We start from the raw sequence: 19,761 nt of genomic DNA, 5'->3' as shown, positions 1-19,761 counted from the left end.
GTCCTCGGTTCAGGGGTTCGTCTCGCCCTCGGACTTGGCGCGTCTCTTGCGTCGTCGGTCGCGATCTTCGGGCCCCGGGAGGAAACGATCGATTCCCGAGATGTCGCAGATCAGGCAGTATCCGACGAAGAGGGGCCGGTTGAAGCAGGCCTTGCACGGCTGACCGGGGACGTTGAGGACGGGCCATTGGAGACGCTGGCCGTAGAGGACTCGCATCCTCGGGGGCCTGTCGACGTCGATCGAGAAGGGGCCAGGGAGCGGGGTGGTTTCCCCTGCCTTGATGCCATTTCTGATGGCCTCGAAGTAGTCCTCGGACACCATGACAGCAACAAGAGGGTCAGGGATTGAGCTATCCTCAAAGTCCTCGTAATCCAGCCCGTAGCTGACCTCCGATTTGTGCTGATGCAAGACAATATTCGGCGGTTCCGGCTTATCGAGTCTCCGCCAATAAGGCTGTTGGGACGAGTCACCTTCTGCGTCTTCGATTTCCTCTTCATCTGCCTCGTCTTCCCGGGAACAAAGGGTTGCTCTCGGCCGACTCATCGAGATGGCGACCCCTGCGAGCTCGGCCGCGTACGGAGTGAGCGTCAACGTCCGCCCGATCTCCTCACACTCCCACATCTCGACATGACCGGAATCAATAGCGCGGCTCACCGCCTCGATGCACTCTTTGTCCGAGCGGCCAAGCGTGTCGAAAACGACGTCCGTACTCGGCATCACCAAGAGAGACTTAATGATCGCCCTCACGACGTCTTCATTCGTCAATTCGTCCATGTCACTCGCCCCGGGCTCAGGTGGGTAGGTACGTTGAAACCTATCACCCCGCGCCCGCACCCATGGCCGTCACGTCGATGGCTGGCTCGTTTGGATGAGTGCCAGCTCGATCCGGTGTTTCTCCTCGAGCAGGGACATCTCCAGGCGATGCCGGTCCTCCTCGTGCCGGAGCTTCTGCCTCTCGATTTCCCGCTTCTGCTCGTCGTTCTTCCACGACTTGACTGCGCCGATGACGGCCGCGGTCCCGAAGAGGATCGGCGGGCAAAGCTCCCAACTCGGGCCGTGCTGATAGAACGTATTGACGAGCCACCAGCCCAAACCGGTCGACAAGGCCACCGTCACCCCCGCCTCGTGATGCACAGTCATCGGCGCAGTCCTAATCAGGATGTGAGCTCGTGAGGGGTCACTTCTTGGCCAGCCCCTTGGCGAGCGTGAGCGTCACGGAGACGACCCGGGCCGCGGTCGGATCCACGATGAACTCGGAAGTCCGCGTGCTCAGGGCCGAGACCACGCCTTCCATCCCGTGCGAGGTGTAGCTCTCGAGGGCGATCTCCTCGAGCTTGGTGAAGTCGACCGCGTCATCGATCGCCTTGCCGGCCTCCCTCGCCACGTCGGCCGCGACCTTTGCCGCCTCGACGACGCTATCCTTGACGGCCGCTAACGTCTCGCTGAATCCCATGTCCCAACTCCAGTCGCGCTTTGGCATCGGCCCCGGGGTACAGGCCGGCGATGAGCGCCTTATCGCCGGCGGAGAGCTCGGTATTCCACCCCACAGCGAAGCTCGGGTCGGTGACCAGCTCGGCCGGGATGGGGTATTCCATGATCGAATGCTTGTCGAACCCGCCGTTCGTCAGGAGACGCGGGTCCATGACGGTCAAGACGTTGTCGATGGTCTGGCGGGCGGTCCAGAAGTTCGGCGCCCCGGCGTAATAGGCCAGGACGGCGGGCTCGTCCCACGGGATCTTGGCCTGCGGGTTCTGATGCTCGTGGATGAGCCCCAACGTATGGCCCAGCTCGTGGAGGCAGGTCGGCATGTCCGGCCCCCAGCCGATGTTCATGGTCGGCTGATCGGGCGGGACCGAGAGGATTTCCGTCCCGATGTAGCTCCAGGAGCCGCCGGGATCGAACGAACAGCGGATGTCGCAGGCGCCCGAGGTCACCTGGACGATGTCGATGTTCGCGTATTTCATCCACTCGAGAGCGGCCGCCATCACGACCCGCCGAGCGGCCCGCGTGCCTCCCCGGAACGCGATCCGGAGCGTCTTCCCCGGCGCCCAGTGGGCCGAGGTCAGCATCGCGGCCGTCTGGGGCTGGCCGAAGCCCAGGAGCTCGCGGGTCTCGCGCTCCGCGTCGGCGATGACGCCCCTCAGGGGGGTGCACGCGGGGTCGAGCTTGCGACAGACGCAAGCCCTGATCTGTTCGAGTTCATGCATCGTTACTTCCTTAAAGCATCCCGTGGGGATGTTGGGGGCCCGGGTCGGGGACGACGGGCGAGACGGCGGGGGCCGGCTCCGCGGCGGCCGGGGCAACCGCCCGGGGCTCGACAGCGGTCGTCTCGGCGGCGATCGGTGGCGTCAACCGGTCGATTTCGGCGTTCACCGTCGACCGGAGATTGGCGAGGCGTTCGAGCTCGTCGGAGAGGAGGCCGTAATCTCGAACCTTCGCGATGTGCGCGGAGAGGCCATCCCTCACCGTCGCGAGGACGGAGAGGGTATTCGAATCGACTCCCATTGGAATGGCTCCGGGATGGATCGTTAACCGGCCCCGTCACTCGATCGAGGGCGGTGCAAGGCTGATCAGACCTTGAGGGTTCCTTCGACGCCTCGCGCGAGCCTCGCTTCGGTGCGAGACTTCAGCCACATCTGAGCCTCTTGGAGCTTGGTCAAAGCGAGAGCGTTTTCCCGACAAGCGAACTTGCCGGACTGGAAGCCCTGGAGACGATCGATGAGGATCGCGAGTAGGGCCTCGTGCGTGACGCCGTTGGTCCCGACTTCGCCGATGGCCCCGTTCTGGAAATGGACGTTGAGATAAGTCTCGACGTCAGTACCTTCCGAATTGGGGCGAATGAAGCCGCCGATGCCATAGTGATGGCTCGCGCCGCCCGGTCCGGCTTCGTCCAAAGCCTCGACGGTCAAGGCTTCGTTGGCACCGTTGACCTTATGGCTGGTCAGATAGCGTCGAGGCATGAGTTGGTCCAAATGGATCAAAGGAAAAGGCCAGGTCGAGTGACCTGGCCCGAGAAGCTCGATCGAGGATTCGAATCAGGCCGGCTCGTAAGTGGCCTCGAAGATGTCAGGCTTGCAGGGGTAGACCTCCCCCTTCACTCCCGTGATGATCCAATCGCCAGGATTGGCCAACATGACACCTTCGGGTGTCGGGATGCACAACTGGCCGATGATTCGGCCTTGGCTGTCCTTCCCCATCGCCATCCGCGTGAATTGCGGGAAAACGTCAGGGTCTATCCCGTCCCATCGAACGGCATCGACTTCGACCGGAAGCTTGCGGAAACGCATCGAAACCTCAGATTACGAGAATTCCATTCGAATCGATGACTCCGCCGGGATCTCTCAGCACGCGAACCGTTTCCAGGTCCCGCTTGTGGGAGTCCAGCTCTCCGGATTCGGCCTCCTTGAGCCGCTCCTCCCGGGCCGCCGGGCAGTTGCAGAGCGGGATTCGGCCGCCGTGAATACCAAAGGCTACTCTCGACCCGCAATGGACACATTCGCCGATGGAATCCCGGACCTTCTTGGACCGGCGATCTTCGCGAGCCTCAGGGCAGTCACAGACGGGAATTTTGCCGCCCGGAGCTACCCTCGCCTTCGACCCGCAATGGACGCACTCGGCTTCGGTTCCGGGGAGGAAAGGAGTGTCTTCGAACTCTTTCGCCTCGGAGCTTGCCGGTCTCTCGATGAAGAGCGACCCGTTCGCATCGAGCCGGTAAACCGTGGCCTCCATCGTCGCCGAATCGACCACGAGGAAGCTGTTGTCCTTCGAGAGGTAGGCAGAGAAGAGTTCCGGCCTGTTGGCCTTCGCCTTCAGGTCGGCGATGAGCTCTCCGCGAGCCTTGTTCTCGGCCCTCAGCTTCTCGATCCTGGCCGCCGCCTGCCTCTTGAGGCCCGCATCCGTTCGAACCCGAGACTCGGCCACCTTCAGGCGCTCGCGAAGCTCTTTCGCACTCTCGCTTTGCTTGACCATCTCCTCGCGAGCCTCGGCCAGGTCCGCCTTGAGCTGCGCCAGCTCCTTCGAGTCGATGAACTCGCCCGTTGGGAGGACAAGAGGGGCGGCACAGTCGCGAATGATCTGCTCCCGCTCTTCTTTGGTCAGAGGGGTAATGAACTTATATGGCCAGCGTTCCTTCTCGGCCGGATTCTGGACGGGGACGTAATCCATGCCCTCGCGCGAGACGAACGCCCTGGCCCGGCTCTCTTCGAGCTTCGGGGCGTTCGCCTGGATGAGCCGAACTCCCTCGGGCAACGCGATACAGCCCTTTACCTTCTCGTGGAAGCAAGCTCTGACAGCTCGGCAGACCTCACCCCGCTTAACCCGAGGGATCGCGAGCGGCATCCTGACCTGAACCGTCTGACCTTCCCCTGTTTGGATGAGGTAATTGAGCGAGTCTTCTGTGGTCCAACGGGGGAACTCCGGGCTCGAGCCATCAATCTCGGCCCTCAGCAGATTGCAACCCGCCTCCGCCTCGGACAGCTGCTTGGTCAACTCCTCAGCCTTGGCCTTCCACTCGTCCCGGCTCGCCTCAAGTCGCTTCACGGTCCCATTCAGGGCCGAGAGGTGATTCGAGCCACTCTCCTTCGCCACCTCGTCAGCCAGACTCAGCAGCTCGCCCATGAACAGGCCGATCGTCTGGGCGGAGTAGCCGTACGTGAATGCGTCGCCCGCGATCCCCCGCACGTTGTTCGCGAGGATCTTGATCCGGGCCAGAGCCGAAGGCGGGTTCTCCCCCCACTCCAGACGCAACTCTCCGCCCTTGCCTTCCACGATTCTCGGCTCTGGCTGCTTCTGGTCACTCATAAAGACTCGCGAATGTAAAGGGCCAAATTCTTCGGGAGTTTGGGGAGGAGGTGCCACCCCCCACCCCTACCCCCGCCGGAGGGGGGGGACATGGGGGTAACGTCGCCAGAGGCCGGGGGCTCGACCCTGGTGGGGTACCCTCCAAGCCGAGGGTTGGCTTACGAAAATGAGCGTTATCGTAAGCTCGAATCGGTGGACGAGAGTACACCCGATGCGTGCAGGAGGGACATGGCGATGCATGCACTGACGGTCTGGGTCAGGCCGGCCAGGAGGGGAGTCGCGATGAGAACGAGGCCAGCTCCGCCGATCCAGCGCGCAGCAAGACGCCCTTGCCGATCGATTTCCGAGGTCATGCGAGAGGCCATACGCGTTAGCACCCTTTCAGCCGAACTTCGATGAAGGGGGTAAGAGCTATGCCGAGGTGACGTACGTGTCAGAGCGGCATCCCGGATGACGGGCGACGATGCGTTGTCGAGCACGATGGGCAGCGAGGGGGAGAGTAGGCAGGCACCGTGCGACGTGCCGCGGTGGGCTGCGTGCGTCGTGGTGGCTGCCATGGGCTGACTCCTATGCAAAGGCGCTAGGGAATGCAAAGAACTGGGGGAGGATACAAAATCGGATGCTCTATTAAGGAGGGGGGCAGCACGCAAACTTTGAGCGGAAATTCGTCGCAAGTCTGGGCGGGTTCGATCACATCGCGTTTTGCGGATACCATGGAAATGCCTAAATGGCACAACTTGTGCTATGAGCGTGCGATTGCCGTGTGAGGGCTGCGTATCTCGGTGACGTCTGGGGAGAATGTGCGGGCAACGGGTGAACGCTGCCGATGTTGACTGGAGTCCCTCAGATGCCTACGGTTGGCGTGAGTGGGCGGGTTGAGAACGGGTCGAGTCGAGGCGTGAAAGGCCAGGTGAGAGATGGCACGGAGAAGCGATTCGCTGCCGAGGGAGGGGAACGAGATCCATGTCAGGTGCTATTTGCCGCCGGACGTGCACGAGGAGTTGCAACGGGTCGCGAACGCGAACGGGCTGGCGCTGGCGTCCTACTGCCGAGTCGTGCTCGAAGACGTGGCGAAGAGGTCAAAAGAGGGGAAGAAGGTTCTCGCGTATTCCCACGAAAAAAAGGCGAAAACGCAGAGGAACGGGCTAGACTGAGGTCGTTCAGTTAGGTATTATTCACGTGTCAGATGCGAGTGGGAGAGGTGGAAATGAAAAGGTCTCGGCCGAGCGGAAACTCGACCGAGACCGAAGCCCTAAGCGAGATGACCTAGCGATGACAACCCTATCTCATGTTCAGGCCTCCGTCCAGCCGCTCGCCTTCACGAGCATCGATCTCACCGCGGCATTCCTCTCAGGCCGCAAGCCTACCACACTCAGGGCCTATGAGAGCGACCTCGAAGACTTCGCCATGTTCGCCGGGGCGGGCTCCTCGGGCGAAGCCGTCAACGGGTTGATCGCCCTCCACCATGGCCAGGCGAACGGTGTGGCCCTGGCCTATCGCTCGCACATGACCGAACGCGGGTTGTCGTCCGCAACGGTCTCTCGCCGACTCGCCGCACTCCGATCGGTGGTCAAGCTCGGCAGGACGCTGGGCCTGATCAACTGGACTCTCGAAGTCGAGAGCCCCAAGGCCGAAGCCTATCGCGACACGCGAGGGCCCGGCGACGACGGGTGGAAGGCCATGCTCGAGACGGCGAAGCGAGAGGCCTCGACGGGAGACGCGAAGGGCGTCCGGGACCTGGCCTTGATCCGGCTCTTGCATGACCTGGGCATGAGGCGAGGTGAGGTTGTGGCCCTGGACCTGGCCGACGTCGACTTGGAGCGAGGCACGGTCGAAATCGTGGGCAAGGGCCGGACGCAAGGCGAGCTGCTGACGCTGCCCGAAGGGACCGCCCGGGCGCTCGGCGAGTGGATCGAGATCCGAGGCCTCGAGGATGGGCCGCTCTTCACCCGGCTCGACCGGGCCGCGAAAGAGGCCTCGAGGTTGACCGACACGGCGGTCTATCAGACCGTCCAGGCCCTCGGCAAGCGTGCCGGGTTGAATCACGCCGTCCGTCCCCACGGACTCCGCCACCAGGCCATCACTTCCGCCCTGGACGCGACGAACGGGGACATCCGCAGCGTCCAACAGTTCTCGCGTCACTCGGATCCGCGGACGCTCCTGAAATACGACGATCGACGCCGCGACGTTGCCGGCGCGATCGCCCGCATGATCGCCGATTGAGCGACATGCTATCTCGATCCGGAAAGGATGAACCATGAGACTTGTCGTCGACCCCTACCGCGATCGGCTCAAAGACATCCTGCATGAGCTCGGGTTTGCCACGAAGAAAGGGATCGAGATTGGCAAGGTGACTCGCATCATCCAGCGAGAGACGCTCCGGAGCTGGCCCGATTACAAGCTCTATCACATCATCGAAGGCCGGCTCAAACTCTCGATCGCCGACATCCATCAGCTCAGCGAGGCACTCCGGGTCGACGTCCGTTGGTTCATCTACAAGCCGGAAGAGATCCCGACGTACAGCAAGCGACGTCCAAAGTCGATCTGGGATCGGCTCCCGCCCGCCTTCTGAATTTGACTCCGGTTAGAAGGATGGTAGGTATTCCTTGGGAGTGGAGCAGTGGCTAGCTCGCCGGCCTCATAAGCCGGAGGTCGCGGGTTCGAATCCCGCCTCCTGAATTCGTCAGTCGCAACCCGCCTCAGATGCAAGCGGCCGGTCCCCTCGAAGATGAGGAGGCCGGCCGTTCTCATTTCCCATCCCAAAGACCAGAACTAGCATTAAGGCAAGGGCCAGGACGGCAAGTTTACTTTGGTGTTACGCCAATACTCTTGGATTTGGACCTCAGATCGCTCTCTCAATTCCACAAGAGCATCATGAATTGGAGGAAGATGGAATTTTTCTCCTTGAAATGACGCCACCATGGTTGCGCGATTAAATGCGCGAAACTGATTCAGGGGAAGAGGCTCGCCTTCAGAATCACAGATCCCAAAATCGCCTATACCGTCGCATTTGTCAGATAATAGGCCATAGTCGCCCGCTTTAAGAAGTTTGTCCATTCGTTCATCGAAGTGTTCGAGACAATTCCGCAACCTTCTCGAACTCGTGTTGAGCGGCGAATCATCTGCAATCCCTAGAATCCTCCTCAATTCCTTGCCTCTGACCACGGATCCCCTGTGATCGGGGAAAACCACCTTGGAGGCATTCCCAGCGAAGACAAGAAAAACCTGAAGAGGCTGCCAATATGCTTCTTGGTGTTTTCGATTAATCGATCTAAAGTGCTGAATTTGATCGAACTGGGCTTCGGCAGTCGTTCGACCCTCAGTGATCTCATGTGTGATATTCTTGATCTGTTCATCATTAAAAGAGATATCTTGAAAATGAGAATTTAAGGTTTGCCACGCGTCCATCGCGTATTTGGTTAGGTCCATAATTAAGAGCAGATACGGTCCAGCAATGATCTTCCTACCGTTGTCAGCGTTTTCCATTGCAGATTTCCCTTCACCCTGTCCCCGTCTAAGACTCCACCTGCCTATCGTGGATCTGGCAGTTCTCCAACGCAAGCAGTGATCAAACGTACCTTCACGCTAAAGATGAATGTTTGATCCGTCAAGCTGGAATTGATTCACGCGGCCCCACCACTAAAGCTACCCATCTTGCCCGGGGCCCTCGCGGTGGCCGGGCTTCTTCTTGCGCCTCAGTCGCGGAGGAGGAGGCTTGCCGTTGGTCAGCGTTGGTCAGACTAGTCGGTTCAAAGAGATCGGAAAACCACTACCCATTCGGAAACAAGCACACCCTAAATTGCCCAAGGCTCAGACCTTACAGAATTTCGACCGATTTTAAAGGGTATCCGAGATCTCTCGTACGCCTCGCTGAAGATGAGCATGGGGTCGCGCAGCTTCCACCCCCAGGATGCCAGGTGATATTCAATGGACAAGGGAGGGTAGACCATGCTCGGGCACCGCTTCGAGAGGATCTCGACCAGGCCCTCCCGATCTCCCGCCTCAATGAATGACCTGGCCATGAACGCGAGAAAGTCGTCCCTGAAGCTGAAGCCTCGCTCATCGTCGGGCACAGCCGGGATCTTCGACGAGGCAGCGAGGTCGCGGAGCCACCGCAGGGACACACGCCTCCGGAAGAGCTGATCGACGGCCGCGAGGTGCTCGATGTACAGGGTCTTACCGTTAATTTGATCGGCCGACTCAGCTTGGTTATGTGCGTCTCGCAATGAAATCCATTCTGCCTCGATCTCGTGCATCTGGGGCGAATCCCAGTCGATCGCCGGCATCTGGCCTCCGACACGCCCTTGAATGACCGCCAGCGAGAGGACGAGGCTGATCCCAACCAGTTTGCCCCGCCAGCCGTAGACTCGACTCATGGCGTACTCGATCTCCGCAGTGCGCGTGTTACTGGTTGCTGGTTCTCAGGTTGAAGAGGGCCGGCGTAAGCGCCGGGATGTCTATACCGTAGGCGGACCAGGGCACTGACGTCACATAGGCGGGAATCTGCCGGAGGCCGACTTTCTTTATGCATACTGATGCGATCACATTTAATTTTCCACTTGATTATTCAAGGCATCAACACCTTGACTGTAGCCGCTCATCAACTCCTCTTTCAACTCGAGCCCGCTTTCCGAGCCCAGGAACAGTGCGATTGCGCCATCCTGGAAAATATGCGACACCTGAAGCATGGCGAATCGCGACGACCCGGGCAAGGATGCCCTGGCGCGAGATGCCCGGGCTCAACGAGTATCCATCATGCCGAGGGCCTGCACGGGTCGAGCGAGAGGGGGCATGACCGTAAGGAGTCGAGGACGTACCTGATCTGCGACGCGCCAAAGTCCCTGGCCGATCGCGGTCGGTGGGCGGGGCTGAGGCGTCCCGGAGTGGCGATCGGCGATCGGCCCCAGGGCGGCGCGCCTTGCGGCGAAGTGCGCTATTAAGTCAGCAGCGCCGGTCGGGTCCACTACTCTCATGACGGGATCGACTTCGACGGCACCGACTTCCATCAAGGTCGCGTCACCCGATAAAGTGAGTCGCGACGCGCCGTCGGGCCGATTGGAGAGCTGCCTTGTCAACCTTCAGCCCGCGCAACGCCCGGCTCCCAGGCCTGGTTACGGGCGGATGCGGTTCTGATGCTCCGAAAGTTGCGGACGTGTGGGGCGTCGACGTCTTCCCGTTCCAGGACGGGGTGAAGGCCTTCCGTACCTCACGACGATTCCTCAAACATGAACTGGACAGGCTTGATCACGCCGCGATTGGTCGACAACCTCTGCTTGCTCGCCGCGGTGCTCCTGCCCGTCCTGCTCGTGCTGCGATATGACAAGGTCGGCGTGGTGCTCGGGACCCTCGTCGCCTGGGGAACCCTCAACCTGGCGGGTATCCTGCTCTCGGGAATGGATCCGACCCGCGAGGGGGCCATGCTCGACTCGTTCTGGCTCCTGCTTGGCTGGTTCCCCTCGGGCGTCTATTGCCTCGCAATCTACGCGGCCAAGCGGGTCATGCTCTGGCTCGTGCGTCGGGCCAGTCGGCGTGACAAGCCGAGGATGGCGGTCGACGAGTTGGAGTGATCCGGATCAATCGCCGGGGCCAGGCCCTCACGCCATAACATCACCACCGACCACGTCCTGAAACCCGAACGTCAAGCGACAACAATCGTCAGGGTAGGAACTTCCATCAAGAGCGTGGCACCTGATAAAATTCGTGGAGTAGGACCGGCGGGCCGACCGCGGGGGCTGGTCATCTTGACCTTGAGCCCCGAGAATAAGATTGAGAACGGGCCTCCATCGCGGCAAGGCATCACGGTCTCGAATCCTCGAAGCCAGGCACTCCGTTTCCCGGCGAGCCGTCTCCCCCCTGCGGACCGCCAAGGCGAGATTCCTCGAAGACGACGGAGCGGAGGCCCTGGGAACCGAAACCCACTGGTGCCGACATGGAAATCTACGAGATCCGTTACGGCGAGCATGCCTTCGCGTTCGAGCCGACGACGCGCGATGCTCTCGAGGGGCGGCTGCGGCTCGAGGAGCGACGCGACTTGCTCTCGCGCCTGCTCGAGCAGGAGGACGAAACCTGGTATCTGGACGACGCCGGCCAGCGCCTCCCCGTCCAGGAACTCTTCAAACTCTCCCCGTGGACCGGGCACGCGCTCGAGGGGCGGATCAAGCTCCTCTGCCGCTTCATCGACCTCCGCAACGGCCGGGTCAAGTTCGACCTGCCCGACTCCTACGTCGAGGTGCGTTGACGGATCCGTCAGGACGCCGAGGCCCCCGCACCCTGAGTCGACGGCTGCGCGGCGGGTGTCTCGTCGTCGGGCCTCGAGGCGAAGTAGCGGGCCAGCCAGCCGCCGAGGTAGGCCCAGAGCAGCGCCTCCATGCAGACGCCGACCCGGATGAAGCCGGTCGAATCCCGGAAAGGCATCCCCATGCCAGGTCCCAGGCCCCCGGCCGTCGCCGCCAGGGCGATCGGGGCCACGGGGATGCTCTGGAATCCGCCGCCGGCCGGGGTAGGCGGGATCGTCGGCTCCGGATGGACGAGTTCGAAGAGTTGGGCGAAGAGGTTCGGGGCCAGCAGGTGCGACCCGACCGTCCTGTAGAAGAGCGGGATGAAGTAGAGGATCAGGTAGCCCCAACCGAGCGCGGCGAACCCCACCCAGTAGACGCGGCGATCTCCCCGGCGATAGGCAATCCCCAAAATCGAGCCGATCATCAGGAAGAACGTGGCTGACTCGATCAAGCCCGCCCAGGCCTGCGAGGCGCCCCGCAGCGCGGCCAGGCAAATCGACGCGATCAGCACCATCAGGATGGCATGAGCGATCGTGATCCGTGGGCGTTTCATGCGGCCTCCTCGACAGAAGCGAGACTTGCGTCCTTCACCAGAGACGGGTGAGCATGATTCTCGCCGAGGAGTCTAGGACTCACAAGCATCCGTGGGGGATTTTCGCGACGCCCGAGCCCCCCACGCCGTGCCTTCGAGGCTCAGGCGGCCGACTCCCGAGGCTGGTGCATCATGAAGGCCACCAGGTCCTCGACCGTCACGACCTCGAAAGAGTAGGGGTTGGCCTCCATGCCCTCCATCGAGCGTCCGGAGCGATAAGCGACCTCCTCCGCAACGAAAGCGATGTCCTCGCCGTCGAGCCCCAGGGTTGCCAGTTCATCCGTGCTACGGATCGGCATCATGCGATCGCCGACCCGGCAGTGAGGCTGCAAGGCCTCGTAGACGGCCCGCAAGATCCAGGTGTCGGTGCGTCGACAGTCGAACGACCTCGCGAACGTGCAGATGGACTCTCCCTCGCGGCCTCGCGCGAGCGCGGATCGTCGAGCTTTGCCCTCGGCATGCATGCCCAACATCGTCAACACGAGCGCCGCCATGAGCGGGATCGCCACCGCCGGATACGCGACGATCCAGGCGGCCACTCCGATGATCGACGAGACGACGAAGATGAGCAGTAAGGCCCAGCCGCGCAGGCCGGGCCCCTCCGATGGCCTCGGCGGGGGCATCCGTCGCGAAGGTACCCGTCGCATCACTCGCCTCCTCGCTATGAATCCCGCAACCATCGCCGTCGAGCCCCGCGTCCGGACCCGACCGACCCGACCCCTCCCGCCGAGGAGCCCACCGGCTCCGCCGTCGGCTGACGCCCCCTCCGCCCGCGAAAAAGCCCGGCCGAAACCAGCGGCCCTCCTCTTCCTCCCCGGCCGAGGCAAAAGGCCGTTTGCGGTATCTCGGCCCATTCTTCTTCCGATCCGGGTGGCTACGGTTGGAACAACCGGGGTCGCGCAGCGACAAGAGGCTTTTCGCAATACGTTAGGCCGAAACGAGAGCCCTCTTGCGACATCCCTCGGCCAGGATGAGAGCCGCTCGCGACTCCTCCGGCATATCAGGCTGGCATCCATTGTCACCGATGTCGCGACAGGCGAATTACACCCGGATCATTTCGCATCATCGGGCGCCAGGATGAGGATTCCCTCATACGAATCCGGCTTTCCGTTGATGCGCATCATTAGCCCATTCGAGAGCGGAGGCGTCTCCTCCACGACCTCATACTTGAGGCCTCGGACGATCCCGTCGAGCTTGATCCGTCCTAGCTCGTCCGACTCCACGGTCCGCCTCTGGAACGGGAAAGGATCATCCCCCACCTTGGGCGTGACGAGATACTTCCTCGAGGCGATCGGATGATTCTGCTGATCCAGGATTACCTTCTCTACCTCGACGGTCGGTGCCAGGGAAACCTTAACGGAGAAGGCCGGATTCGCCTTGAGGGGCAACTGGACCTGAGTCGTCCCCGCCAACTTCCGACCATCAGCCTCGGCGTAGATGTTGAGCATTTGCCCCGCGGGCACGCCTTCCAGCGTGAACCGCCCGGCCGCATCCGTCAATCGCTTGGGAATAAGGCCCATGGCGGTCGAGGTGAGGAAATGCCCGGCACTGGAATTCACCTCCACCCCCGCCGCCGGTCGGCCGTCAGCCAGCGTGCAGATCCCGGAGACGTTGAAGAGGGGCCCGTCGAGTCGCGGCATCTTCAACGTGATCTCGGCCTCACCGCCGGGAAAGTCGAATGTCCTGGTCGCATCCTGGTCCCAGCGTAGATCTCCGAGGATGAAAAACCCATCCGGCGGCCCCGAGATCGACAACGAGACGGTGGCCGGCGCCAGATGGAAGGTGGCGACCCCGTTCTCGTCCGTGTGGGCGTTGAGCCTCCTGCTGGATCCCGTAACCCTGTCGAAGCCCCAGACCCGAATATTCGGAACCGGCTTATTCGTCCCCTGTTCGGTGACGGTCGCCCTGATGATCCCGGCGGGCCCAGCCTGCAAGTTGATCGACCCTTGTTCCTCGGGCTCGATCGTGACGGCCTGCGTGGGGACGGCAAAGCGATCATCCTCGATCCAGACCTTGTAGGTGCCATTACCGGGCTTCGAGCCTGGCCCCCAGGCGCTCATGTCCCAGCCGCGAGCCCTGAGATCCTGGAACGAGAATTGCCCCCGATCGTCGGTGATCGCATTCTCGAAATCCCACATGAAATCGGCGGCAAGCACGACCTTGATGCCCGGCAGCGCCTGGCCGTCGAGGTCGACCAGCGCCCCCCGGAGCGAGCCCGAAGGCGTCATGCGGATCTCGTCTTGCTTTTGTAACGCATAACCTTCCGCAAGCCCCTGCTTCGTCGCCACGAACCCGGATTCCGTTTGAGGGAGTTGGCGGAACGTGGCACGCCCATTCGCGTCGGTCATCGCGGTGAGCGGCCCATCATCAGGCCTCAGTAATTCCATCACATCCCGAAAATGGGGAGACGCCGAGGCGGGATCGCCCATTGCGAAGGTCGTGACCTTCACCCCGGGCACCAGCGTTCCTTCGCCGTCGACCACCGTGATCGACCGCTCATTCGGCGCGGTCAGGAGGATGTCCCCCTCGAACGCCTCCGACTTCAACGGGATCGTCCGCCAACCGACGGCCTTGCCTGGGTAATCGGCGATCAACACATAAGGAGGCAAGCTCCCGGGCCGCGCCCGCTCTAATTTCCGCAGCGGAGCCTCGAGGGCGTACGCTCCATCGGCCGCTGATGTCGTCTGCGAGACCAACGGATGGCGTCGTTCATACCGACCTTCGCGACGATAGAGCCGCACGGTGGCCCCGGCGATCGGCTTGCCTTGCTCGTCGACGACGCGGCCGTGGACGGTCGGCTTGCCGGAAGGAGGAGCCTCCTCCTTGGCCCGGGTCGGGGCGGCGAGCCAGGGTAGGGCGAACAGCGCGAGGGCCATCGCTAAGATCCCGGCCCCCGCCCAGCCCGACGCCGCGCGACTCGACCTCGAATAAGACGCCGGCGCGACGAGCCGACGGATCCGAGCCACCAACGACCCTCCGCTCGCCGACAGCTTCAGAGTCGAGCCTCGCTGCTCCTCGAACCGGAAGAGGGCCAGAGCGAGCCGACGCCGATCCCCGCCGCAAAGCGCGACGGCCATGTCATCGCAGCAGTTCTCGCGCTCGAGCCGCATCCGGCCCGAGACCCACCACACCGCCGGATGGAAGAATAACAGCGACTCCACGCCCACCTGCAATAAATTCACCACATAATCATGCCTGAGCACGTGCGCCAGTTCATGGGCCAGCAAGGCCTCGAGCTGGTCGAGCGTCAGCTTGGCCAGGCTCTCCATCGGGATCAGGATCCTCGGCCGCAGCCAGCCGACGACCGTCGGCACCTCGACCCGCTCCGAGAAGAACCAGCCGACCCGGCGCCCGACCCCCGCGCGTTCCGCCAGCCGGCCGATCGTCGCGAGCAGCTCCCCCGTCGGCTCGACCAGCCCCGAGCGCGTCAAGGCCCCGACCTCGGCCAGCCCCTTCAGCAGCCGCAACGCGAACAGCCCGACCCCCACCATCCAGGCCCCGACCACGTACGGCAGCCCCGCCTCGACCCGCTCCCGCCATCCCCTCGCGGGCGACATCGCTCGAGGCCCTCCGGAAGGAATCACCCCAGGTTCGCTCCCCCTCGACGGCCGCCCGACGAAGACCGGCGCGATCGGCTTCACCTCCACCGCATGAGCCTTTCGCTCCGTCGCCCCGCCGACCGGCGAGATCGGCACGAGAACGACCCTCGGCTCCCAGCGCCCCGATGCGATCCCCCTGGCCGTCGACCAGACCGGGCAGGCGGCCATGACGAGCAGACCCGCCGAGGCGATCGCATAGCGCAGGTCGGCCGATCGCCCCCGGGCCAGCCTCAGCGAGAGGGCCACCGCGAGGCCGATCAGGAGGCCCTGACCGAGGAACGTCACCAGCGCCCAGCCGACCGCCAGGACCGGCATCAACAAACGCTCAGGCATCACCGACGTCATCGGCCCCCCCTTCCTCGCGTTCGAGTTCGTCGAGCAACGTCCGGATCTCCGCCAGCTCCTCCGCCGACGCCCGCCGCGTCGCCAGCGCCTGCATCACGAGGTCGCGCCCGGAACCCCCGAACGCACGCTCGAGCAAATCCGTGAGCAACCGTCTCTGCGTCGACGCCCGGTCCAGCAGCGCCCGATAGAGGTGCGACCGCTGCGACTCGTCGCGGGCCACCAGCCCCTTGGGCACCATGATCTGCATCAGCTTGAGGACCGTCGTGTACCCCGTCCCCCGCGCCGGCCCGATCCGCTCGTGTACCTCGCGCACCGTGCTCGGCCCGCGATCCCAGAGCACCTGCAGGATCTCCAGCTCCGCCTCCGAAGGCTTCGGCACCCCTGGCTCGCCCATCACCGCCCTCCCCTGCCCGCTTCCGCTCATACGAATCACTTCGTACGCCATCATACGAACCGATTCGTACGTTGCAAGCGAGAAATTTCGCGGCGAGGGTATCTTCCCGGGGGTCGGTCGAATCTCAGCCGGCTTTGAAGGCCTCGATGATGCGGATCACGCCGTCGTGGTCGCCCTTCTTCGCGAGGAGGTCGGCCGCCTGGCGGTAGTTCTCGACCATGTCGACGTTGGCGAGTTCGGCCCTCATCGCCTCCTTGACGTCCGGCTCGACGTCGAGGTCATCGATGAAGCTGTCGTCGATCGGCCTGGAATAGACTTCCCTGAGGACGTCGATGGTGTCGGGGTCGGCCCCCCTCGACGCATACTCGGCGGTCTGGATGGCGTCGCGGCCGGCGATGGAGTCTCGCAGCGAGGGGTCGGCGCCGTGTTCGAGGAGGAGCCGGACCATGGCCGGGAGCCCCTGGTGCGCGGCCTCCATGAGGGGGGTCCGCTCGTCGTCGATGGTCGCTCGCTCGTCGATGTCGGCCCCCTCCTCGAGGAGCAGGCGGGCCTGCTCGAGCCGCCCGAGGCACGCGGCCAGGTGGAGCGGGGTCCAGCCGTTCTTGCCCGTGACGTGGATATCGGCCTCGGCCTCGATCAGCAGGGAGACGATGCTGGCCGACTCCGGGCGTTCGGAGTCGATGGCGAGGAAGAGCGGCGGCTCGCCGTCGTCGGCGTCGGCGTCGGGGTCCGCCCCCTGCCCGAGCAGGAATTCCACCAGTTCGACATGGCCGAACACGATGGCCGTCATCAGCGGGGTGTGGCCGACGAAATCGCGCGACTCGAGGTAGTCGGCGTCGTCCGCCACGCGTTTCATCACCGCGGCGACGTCGCCTCGTTCGAGGGCCTCGAAGGTCCACTTATCGCCCGGGTTTCTTCTTCGGTTCGACGCGCGATCCAACGCCGGGATCCTCCACTCCAGGACACCATCTCACTCTGTCGAATCGTCGTCGATCTCGCGTCCCGAGGCAACCTCCCCTCCTCAAAATCCCCGGCCGATGGAGTGCAACTCGCCCGGAGTCGATCTCAGCCGATCCCCGCCTTGAATCGGAGCGCCCCCCTCCGGGCCGAGGAGGACTCGCGATACCGCTTGCAATAGATCTCGGTCCACCGATCCCCATGCGTCTCGAGCAAGGCCGCGCGCAGCGGCTCGCACCCCGCCAGATTGACGACGTTCCCGAGATGCTCGATCCCCGAATTCAACGCGTCGTTCGTTGACTCCGCCAGCCTCGCGGCGAGCCCGGGGTCGGCGTTGCAGAGGTCGGCCAGCAGGTGATACGAGATGTCGTCAAATTGTTGATGGATCAGGCTCCATGCCCCCTCCTCTCCCTCCAGCTCGGGGATCTCCGGCTCCGTCGAACCATCCCCCACCGCATAAACGCCATCCCCGAACCACCGTCCCGACCACTCCCAGAACGTGGCGATCCCCGCGACGTTCCTGCAACAGAGGATCCCCAAACAGCGCTGGGACAACGCCGCCGTCAAATACCCCATCGACTTCGAATTCTCCAGCAGCAAATCCGGGTCGATGTACTGCCGCTTCACCGGATTCACATAGATGAAATTGATCCCCAAGAATGCCTCCCCGGCCGTTAGCGCCGTTTCGGACCACTCATGATCCTTCGCAGACTCGAGACGCCCTCGACCCGTTACCCGCAGATCCTCCTTCGGATCGAGATCGCCCAGATCGGCAACTTGTGTTATGGAATGTTCATCGAACCCGAAGAACCGGATCTTATCTCATCGTCACGCTCGTACCCCGGCCCGCTTACCTGATTTCGCGGGTACCCTCAATGAAATCGCCGTGCCATCACGATCGATAGGAGGCCAGAATCCATGATGCGTTTCAAGGAGGACCTCTTCCGGGCCACCATAAGGAAGTTCGAAGGTGGCGAGGTCGTAACATTCGGGACCGAGGATGGCGAGTACCGGGACTGGCTCGCGAAGCGAGCCTATCCCGACGAGTTGGTACGATTCCTCATCGAGAACGCCCTGAATCACACCGTCCTGATCCTCCAAACCATCAATGTATTCTCGCCAAAAATCATTGAAAAATATAACAATTTTGATTCCTTCCCCGAGGCCGGATTCCTCTGCTTCGGCACGGTGATCAACGGCGATTACCTCGTGGTCGATTATTCGCGGGGCGAAGGCATCGCAGGGTTCATTTCTCACGAACTCATGGGGAGCGGTGGCCCCGAGCAAACCCGCCGGAGCTACATTCCCGCCGCCCGATCGATCGGGGAAATGCTGCACATGATCACCCAGATGGGAGACTTCCCCTATGACTATTTCTCGGCATTGAAACATCCCATTCTCTACGACGTCGACGCCGTCCGGAAGCCGATCGGCCCCTGCCTCGGTAACACGGTCGAGGCCATCTCCCGCAACATCGTCTCGGACCTCAACGGTCGCCTCATCGACCATCCTGAGATCGAGGAACGACTCCGAGCGGCCGTCGAGGCGTGGGAGAAGGAACGGGCCGAGGAGGAGTCCTACGGGAGCGATTTCCCCATCGAGGAGATCGATGATACATCGGGCGATCAAGACTACTGCGTCGAACTCAATCGAACTGACGGATCGGACGAATGGATCCCTATCGCCTCGATTGCCGACGACTGGTCGAATGACATGCAGACGGTGGTCTTCAACTTCCGACGCGACTATCTTGGCGGCCATGTCTCCCTGCAATTCACTCGGGATCTGCTCCGCTTGAGCCCCGACCGCTATGAGTATTTCGAGATCCGGGACCGCATATACATGCGGCTCTGGTGGGAACCCGAGCACGCGAAAGCCCTTGTCCAGAAGCCAAATCATGCGACGTGACCGGACGGCCCGCCCGTTGAAATCACGGGGATGCGCTCGAGAAGGTTGGCGCCGAAGAAGGGGGTCAGGGCATCGGACTTGAGCTGGGCCTTGCCGAGGAAGCAGTCGCAGAAGGCGTTGGGACAGGGGCGAGGGCGGAGGGCCGATGGCCAGTCGGGCGAGTGGATGTTGCCGATGACCTCGTCGACGAAATGGCAGCGCCTCATGTCGCCGCGGCCGTCGACGGTGAAGGTTTGCTCGCCGGTGCGGCAGGGCTGGCCGAGGCTCCGCAGTCGCCGCAGGGTCAGCGTGAATTGGGGGTCGATCGAGGTCAGGAGGGCGACTTCCTCGGACGTGTAAGGGAGAGGCCGGGGCTGCTGGGCGTTGATCCAGAGGTAGACCTCGGGGGGGAGGAGCCGACGCATGGCGACGACGGCGTCGAGGACGTCGGGGACCCCGACCATCCCCACCGAGATCCGGGCGCCCGCTTCGATCACGAGGCGGACCTTCCGCACGAAGGCGTCGGCGGAGACCTCGGTCGGGTGGTAGGTCGCCCAGAAGGCGAGGCGATCGGCGCGGCAGGTCTGGAGCCAGGCAAGGCCGCACGAGAGGTTCGTCTGCACGGCGACCGAAGCCAGGTGATTGAGGTGCGTCAGGCGGGCGACGGCCCGGCGATACCAGGGGCGGACGAGGGCCTCGCCCCAGGGGGTGAAGAGGACCTTCCAGAGGTGCTGCGGCTGGGATTCGAGCCAGTCGACGAACCGCGAGAGCGCCTGGCGGTCGCGGGCGAGCTGGTCCCTGCTATCCACACGCTTGGCGAACGGGCAGTAGCCGCAATGGTAATTGCAGCCGGCGAGCGGCCCTCGGTAGAGGATCGACAGGTTCATGGATGAGCGATCGCCCCCGTCT

At 63.0% G+C, this 19,761-nt stretch carries 23 protein-coding genes and 1 tRNA gene; 7 read left to right on the top strand and 17 right to left on the bottom strand.

Annotated elements, in window-relative coordinates:
* Positions 1-9 precede the first annotated feature (9 nt).
* From ACOYYX_RS06010 to ACOYYX_RS05975, 8 genes are all read right to left on the bottom strand, one after another.
* Positions 10-774 (bottom strand): hypothetical protein, encoded by a 765-nt coding sequence (locus tag ACOYYX_RS06010; RefSeq protein ID WP_422929025.1) that lies wholly within the window; start codon positions 772-774, stop codon positions 10-12.
* A gap of 69 nt (positions 775-843) precedes the next feature.
* The gene (locus ACOYYX_RS06005) at positions 844-1,140 is read right to left on the bottom strand and encodes a hypothetical protein (RefSeq protein WP_422929024.1); all 297 of its coding nucleotides are present in this window, start codon (positions 1,138-1,140) and stop codon (positions 844-846) included.
* A 37-nt stretch (positions 1,141-1,177) separates the two neighbouring features.
* On the bottom strand, positions 1,178-1,453 hold the full coding sequence (locus ACOYYX_RS06000; protein ID WP_422929023.1) for a hypothetical protein: 276 nt from the start codon (positions 1,451-1,453) through the stop codon (positions 1,178-1,180).
* Positions 1,416-2,207 (bottom strand): M12 family metallopeptidase, encoded by a 792-nt coding sequence (locus ACOYYX_RS05995; protein WP_422929022.1) that lies wholly within the window; start codon positions 2,205-2,207, stop codon positions 1,416-1,418. Before ACOYYX_RS05995 ends, ACOYYX_RS06000 begins: the two co-directional genes overlap by 38 nt.
* Before the next feature lie 10 nt (positions 2,208-2,217).
* Positions 2,218-2,505 carry a hypothetical protein gene (locus ACOYYX_RS05990; RefSeq protein WP_422929021.1) on the bottom strand — a complete coding sequence of 96 codons (288 nt, stop codon included), beginning with the start codon at positions 2,503-2,505 and terminating at the stop codon, positions 2,218-2,220.
* Positions 2,506-2,570: 65 nt separating this feature from the next.
* A complete protein-coding gene (locus ACOYYX_RS05985; RefSeq protein WP_422929020.1) occupies positions 2,571-2,960 on the bottom strand; it encodes a DUF7681 family protein in 390 nt (129 codons plus the stop codon).
* A gap of 75 nt (positions 2,961-3,035) precedes the next feature.
* On the bottom strand, positions 3,036-3,197 hold the full coding sequence (locus ACOYYX_RS05980) for a hypothetical protein (RefSeq protein ID WP_422929019.1): 162 nt from the start codon (positions 3,195-3,197) through the stop codon (positions 3,036-3,038).
* A gap of 97 nt (positions 3,198-3,294) precedes the next feature.
* Positions 3,295-4,800: a hypothetical protein gene (locus tag ACOYYX_RS05975; protein WP_422929018.1), complete on the bottom strand. Its 1,506-nt coding sequence runs from the start codon at positions 4,798-4,800 to the stop codon at positions 3,295-3,297.
* Between the two features lie 917 nt (positions 4,801-5,717).
* Between ACOYYX_RS05975 and ACOYYX_RS05970 the strand changes: the two genes are divergently transcribed.
* From ACOYYX_RS05970 to ACOYYX_RS05955, 4 genes are all read left to right on the top strand, one after another.
* Positions 5,718-5,954 carry a hypothetical protein gene (locus ACOYYX_RS05970; protein WP_422929017.1) on the top strand — a complete coding sequence of 79 codons (237 nt, stop codon included), beginning with the start codon at positions 5,718-5,720 and terminating at the stop codon, positions 5,952-5,954.
* Positions 5,955-6,072: 118 nt separating this feature from the next.
* Positions 6,073-7,023 carry a tyrosine-type recombinase/integrase gene (locus ACOYYX_RS05965; RefSeq protein WP_422929016.1) on the top strand — a complete coding sequence of 317 codons (951 nt, stop codon included), beginning with the start codon at positions 6,073-6,075 and terminating at the stop codon, positions 7,021-7,023.
* A gap of 34 nt (positions 7,024-7,057) precedes the next feature.
* The gene (locus ACOYYX_RS05960; RefSeq protein WP_422929015.1) at positions 7,058-7,372 is read left to right on the top strand and encodes a hypothetical protein; all 315 of its coding nucleotides are present in this window, start codon (positions 7,058-7,060) and stop codon (positions 7,370-7,372) included.
* 34 nt (positions 7,373-7,406) lie between these two features.
* Positions 7,407-7,479 (top strand) — tRNA-Met (locus ACOYYX_RS05955).
* Between the two features lie 99 nt (positions 7,480-7,578).
* Here ACOYYX_RS05955 and ACOYYX_RS05950 read toward each other — a convergent pair.
* The gene (locus tag ACOYYX_RS05950) at positions 7,579-8,286 is read right to left on the bottom strand and encodes a hypothetical protein (protein WP_422929014.1); all 708 of its coding nucleotides are present in this window, start codon (positions 8,284-8,286) and stop codon (positions 7,579-7,581) included.
* A 308-nt stretch (positions 8,287-8,594) separates the two neighbouring features.
* A complete protein-coding gene (locus ACOYYX_RS05945) occupies positions 8,595-9,176 on the bottom strand; it encodes a hypothetical protein (protein ID WP_422929013.1) in 582 nt (193 codons plus the stop codon).
* Between the two features lie 849 nt (positions 9,177-10,025).
* Between ACOYYX_RS05945 and ACOYYX_RS05940 the strand changes: the two genes are divergently transcribed.
* A complete protein-coding gene (locus ACOYYX_RS05940) occupies positions 10,026-10,367 on the top strand; it encodes a hypothetical protein (protein WP_422929012.1) in 342 nt (113 codons plus the stop codon).
* Between the two features lie 362 nt (positions 10,368-10,729).
* Entirely contained in the window at positions 10,730-11,038 is a 309-nt protein-coding gene (locus ACOYYX_RS05935) for a hypothetical protein (RefSeq protein WP_422929011.1), read from the top strand.
* A gap of 8 nt (positions 11,039-11,046) precedes the next feature.
* Here ACOYYX_RS05935 and ACOYYX_RS05930 read toward each other — a convergent pair whose 3' ends face one another.
* The 6 genes from ACOYYX_RS05930 to ACOYYX_RS05905 all read right to left on the bottom strand — a co-directional run bounded on the left by ACOYYX_RS05930 (position 11,047) and on the right by ACOYYX_RS05905 (position 17,622).
* Positions 11,047-11,631 carry a hypothetical protein gene (locus tag ACOYYX_RS05930; RefSeq protein ID WP_422929010.1) on the bottom strand — a complete coding sequence of 195 codons (585 nt, stop codon included), beginning with the start codon at positions 11,629-11,631 and terminating at the stop codon, positions 11,047-11,049.
* A gap of 140 nt (positions 11,632-11,771) precedes the next feature.
* The gene (locus tag ACOYYX_RS05925; RefSeq protein ID WP_422929009.1) at positions 11,772-12,317 is read right to left on the bottom strand and encodes a hypothetical protein; all 546 of its coding nucleotides are present in this window, start codon (positions 12,315-12,317) and stop codon (positions 11,772-11,774) included.
* 405 nt (positions 12,318-12,722) lie between these two features.
* Positions 12,723-15,602 (bottom strand): M56 family metallopeptidase, encoded by a 2,880-nt coding sequence (locus ACOYYX_RS05920; RefSeq protein ID WP_422929008.1) that lies wholly within the window; start codon positions 15,600-15,602, stop codon positions 12,723-12,725.
* A complete protein-coding gene (locus ACOYYX_RS05915) occupies positions 15,595-16,008 on the bottom strand; it encodes a BlaI/MecI/CopY family transcriptional regulator (protein WP_422929007.1) in 414 nt (137 codons plus the stop codon). The genes ACOYYX_RS05920 and ACOYYX_RS05915 overlap by 8 nt, the downstream gene beginning before the upstream one ends.
* A 124-nt stretch (positions 16,009-16,132) precedes the next feature.
* Entirely contained in the window at positions 16,133-16,948 is an 816-nt protein-coding gene (locus tag ACOYYX_RS05910; protein ID WP_422929006.1) for an ankyrin repeat domain-containing protein, read from the bottom strand.
* Positions 16,949-17,073: 125 nt separating this feature from the next.
* A complete protein-coding gene (locus ACOYYX_RS05905) occupies positions 17,074-17,622 on the bottom strand; it encodes a hypothetical protein (protein WP_422929005.1) in 549 nt (182 codons plus the stop codon).
* A 261-nt stretch (positions 17,623-17,883) separates the two neighbouring features.
* Between ACOYYX_RS05905 and ACOYYX_RS05900 the strand changes: the two genes are divergently transcribed.
* The gene (locus tag ACOYYX_RS05900) at positions 17,884-18,873 is read left to right on the top strand and encodes a hypothetical protein (protein ID WP_422929004.1); all 990 of its coding nucleotides are present in this window, start codon (positions 17,884-17,886) and stop codon (positions 18,871-18,873) included.
* Here the strand turns inward: ACOYYX_RS05900 and ACOYYX_RS05895 are convergent.
* Positions 18,861-19,739 (bottom strand): STM4011 family radical SAM protein, encoded by an 879-nt coding sequence (locus ACOYYX_RS05895; RefSeq protein WP_422929003.1) that lies wholly within the window; start codon positions 19,737-19,739, stop codon positions 18,861-18,863. The two genes, ACOYYX_RS05900 and ACOYYX_RS05895, sit on opposite strands and share 13 nt — an antisense overlap.
* Positions 19,740-19,761 lie beyond the last annotated feature (22 nt).

Source organism: Singulisphaera chitinilytica, assembly GCF_049331405.1.
GTDB lineage: Bacteria > Planctomycetota > Planctomycetia > Isosphaerales > Isosphaeraceae > PoT.
Note: the sequence above shows the minus strand (reverse complement) of the source record. Positions and strands in the feature narration are given on the sequence as shown.

What these genes read in the sequence shown, in the direction of transcription:
- ACOYYX_RS06010 (WP_422929025.1), bottom strand. Translation starts at nt 774, where the DNA reads ATGGACGAATTGACGAATGAAGACGTCGTGAGGGCGATCATTAAGTCT.
- ACOYYX_RS06005 (WP_422929024.1), bottom strand. Translation starts at nt 1,140, where the DNA reads ATGACTGTGCATCACGAGGCGGGGGTGACGGTGGCCTTGTCGACCGGT.
- ACOYYX_RS06000 (WP_422929023.1), bottom strand. Translation starts at nt 1,453, where the DNA reads ATGGGATTCAGCGAGACGTTAGCGGCCGTCAAGGATAGCGTCGTCGAG.
- ACOYYX_RS05995 (WP_422929022.1), bottom strand. Translation starts at nt 2,207, where the DNA reads ATGCATGAACTCGAACAGATCAGGGCTTGCGTCTGTCGCAAGCTCGAC.
- ACOYYX_RS05990 (WP_422929021.1), bottom strand. Translation starts at nt 2,505, where the DNA reads ATGGGAGTCGATTCGAATACCCTCTCCGTCCTCGCGACGGTGAGGGAT.
- ACOYYX_RS05985 (WP_422929020.1), bottom strand. Translation starts at nt 2,960, where the DNA reads ATGCCTCGACGCTATCTGACCAGCCATAAGGTCAACGGTGCCAACGAA.
- ACOYYX_RS05980 (WP_422929019.1), bottom strand. Translation starts at nt 3,197, where the DNA reads ATGGGGAAGGACAGCCAAGGCCGAATCATCGGCCAGTTGTGCATCCCG.
- ACOYYX_RS05975 (WP_422929018.1), bottom strand. Translation starts at nt 4,800, where the DNA reads ATGAGTGACCAGAAGCAGCCAGAGCCGAGAATCGTGGAAGGCAAGGGC.
- ACOYYX_RS05970 (WP_422929017.1), top strand. Translation starts at nt 5,718, where the DNA reads ATGGCACGGAGAAGCGATTCGCTGCCGAGGGAGGGGAACGAGATCCAT.
- ACOYYX_RS05965 (WP_422929016.1), top strand. Translation starts at nt 6,073, where the DNA reads ATGACAACCCTATCTCATGTTCAGGCCTCCGTCCAGCCGCTCGCCTTC.
- ACOYYX_RS05960 (WP_422929015.1), top strand. Translation starts at nt 7,058, where the DNA reads ATGAGACTTGTCGTCGACCCCTACCGCGATCGGCTCAAAGACATCCTG.
- ACOYYX_RS05950 (WP_422929014.1), bottom strand. Translation starts at nt 8,286, where the DNA reads ATGGAAAACGCTGACAACGGTAGGAAGATCATTGCTGGACCGTATCTG.
- ACOYYX_RS05945 (WP_422929013.1), bottom strand. Translation starts at nt 9,176, where the DNA reads ATGAGTCGAGTCTACGGCTGGCGGGGCAAACTGGTTGGGATCAGCCTC.
- ACOYYX_RS05940 (WP_422929012.1), top strand. Translation starts at nt 10,026, where the DNA reads ATGAACTGGACAGGCTTGATCACGCCGCGATTGGTCGACAACCTCTGC.
- ACOYYX_RS05935 (WP_422929011.1), top strand. Translation starts at nt 10,730, where the DNA reads ATGGAAATCTACGAGATCCGTTACGGCGAGCATGCCTTCGCGTTCGAG.
- ACOYYX_RS05930 (WP_422929010.1), bottom strand. Translation starts at nt 11,631, where the DNA reads ATGAAACGCCCACGGATCACGATCGCTCATGCCATCCTGATGGTGCTG.
- ACOYYX_RS05925 (WP_422929009.1), bottom strand. Translation starts at nt 12,317, where the DNA reads ATGCGACGGGTACCTTCGCGACGGATGCCCCCGCCGAGGCCATCGGAG.
- ACOYYX_RS05920 (WP_422929008.1), bottom strand. Translation starts at nt 15,602, where the DNA reads ATGCCTGAGCGTTTGTTGATGCCGGTCCTGGCGGTCGGCTGGGCGCTG.
- ACOYYX_RS05915 (WP_422929007.1), bottom strand. Translation starts at nt 16,008, where the DNA reads ATGGGCGAGCCAGGGGTGCCGAAGCCTTCGGAGGCGGAGCTGGAGATC.
- ACOYYX_RS05900 (WP_422929004.1), top strand. Translation starts at nt 17,884, where the DNA reads ATGATGCGTTTCAAGGAGGACCTCTTCCGGGCCACCATAAGGAAGTTC.
- ACOYYX_RS05895 (WP_422929003.1), bottom strand. Translation starts at nt 19,739, where the DNA reads ATGAACCTGTCGATCCTCTACCGAGGGCCGCTCGCCGGCTGCAATTAC.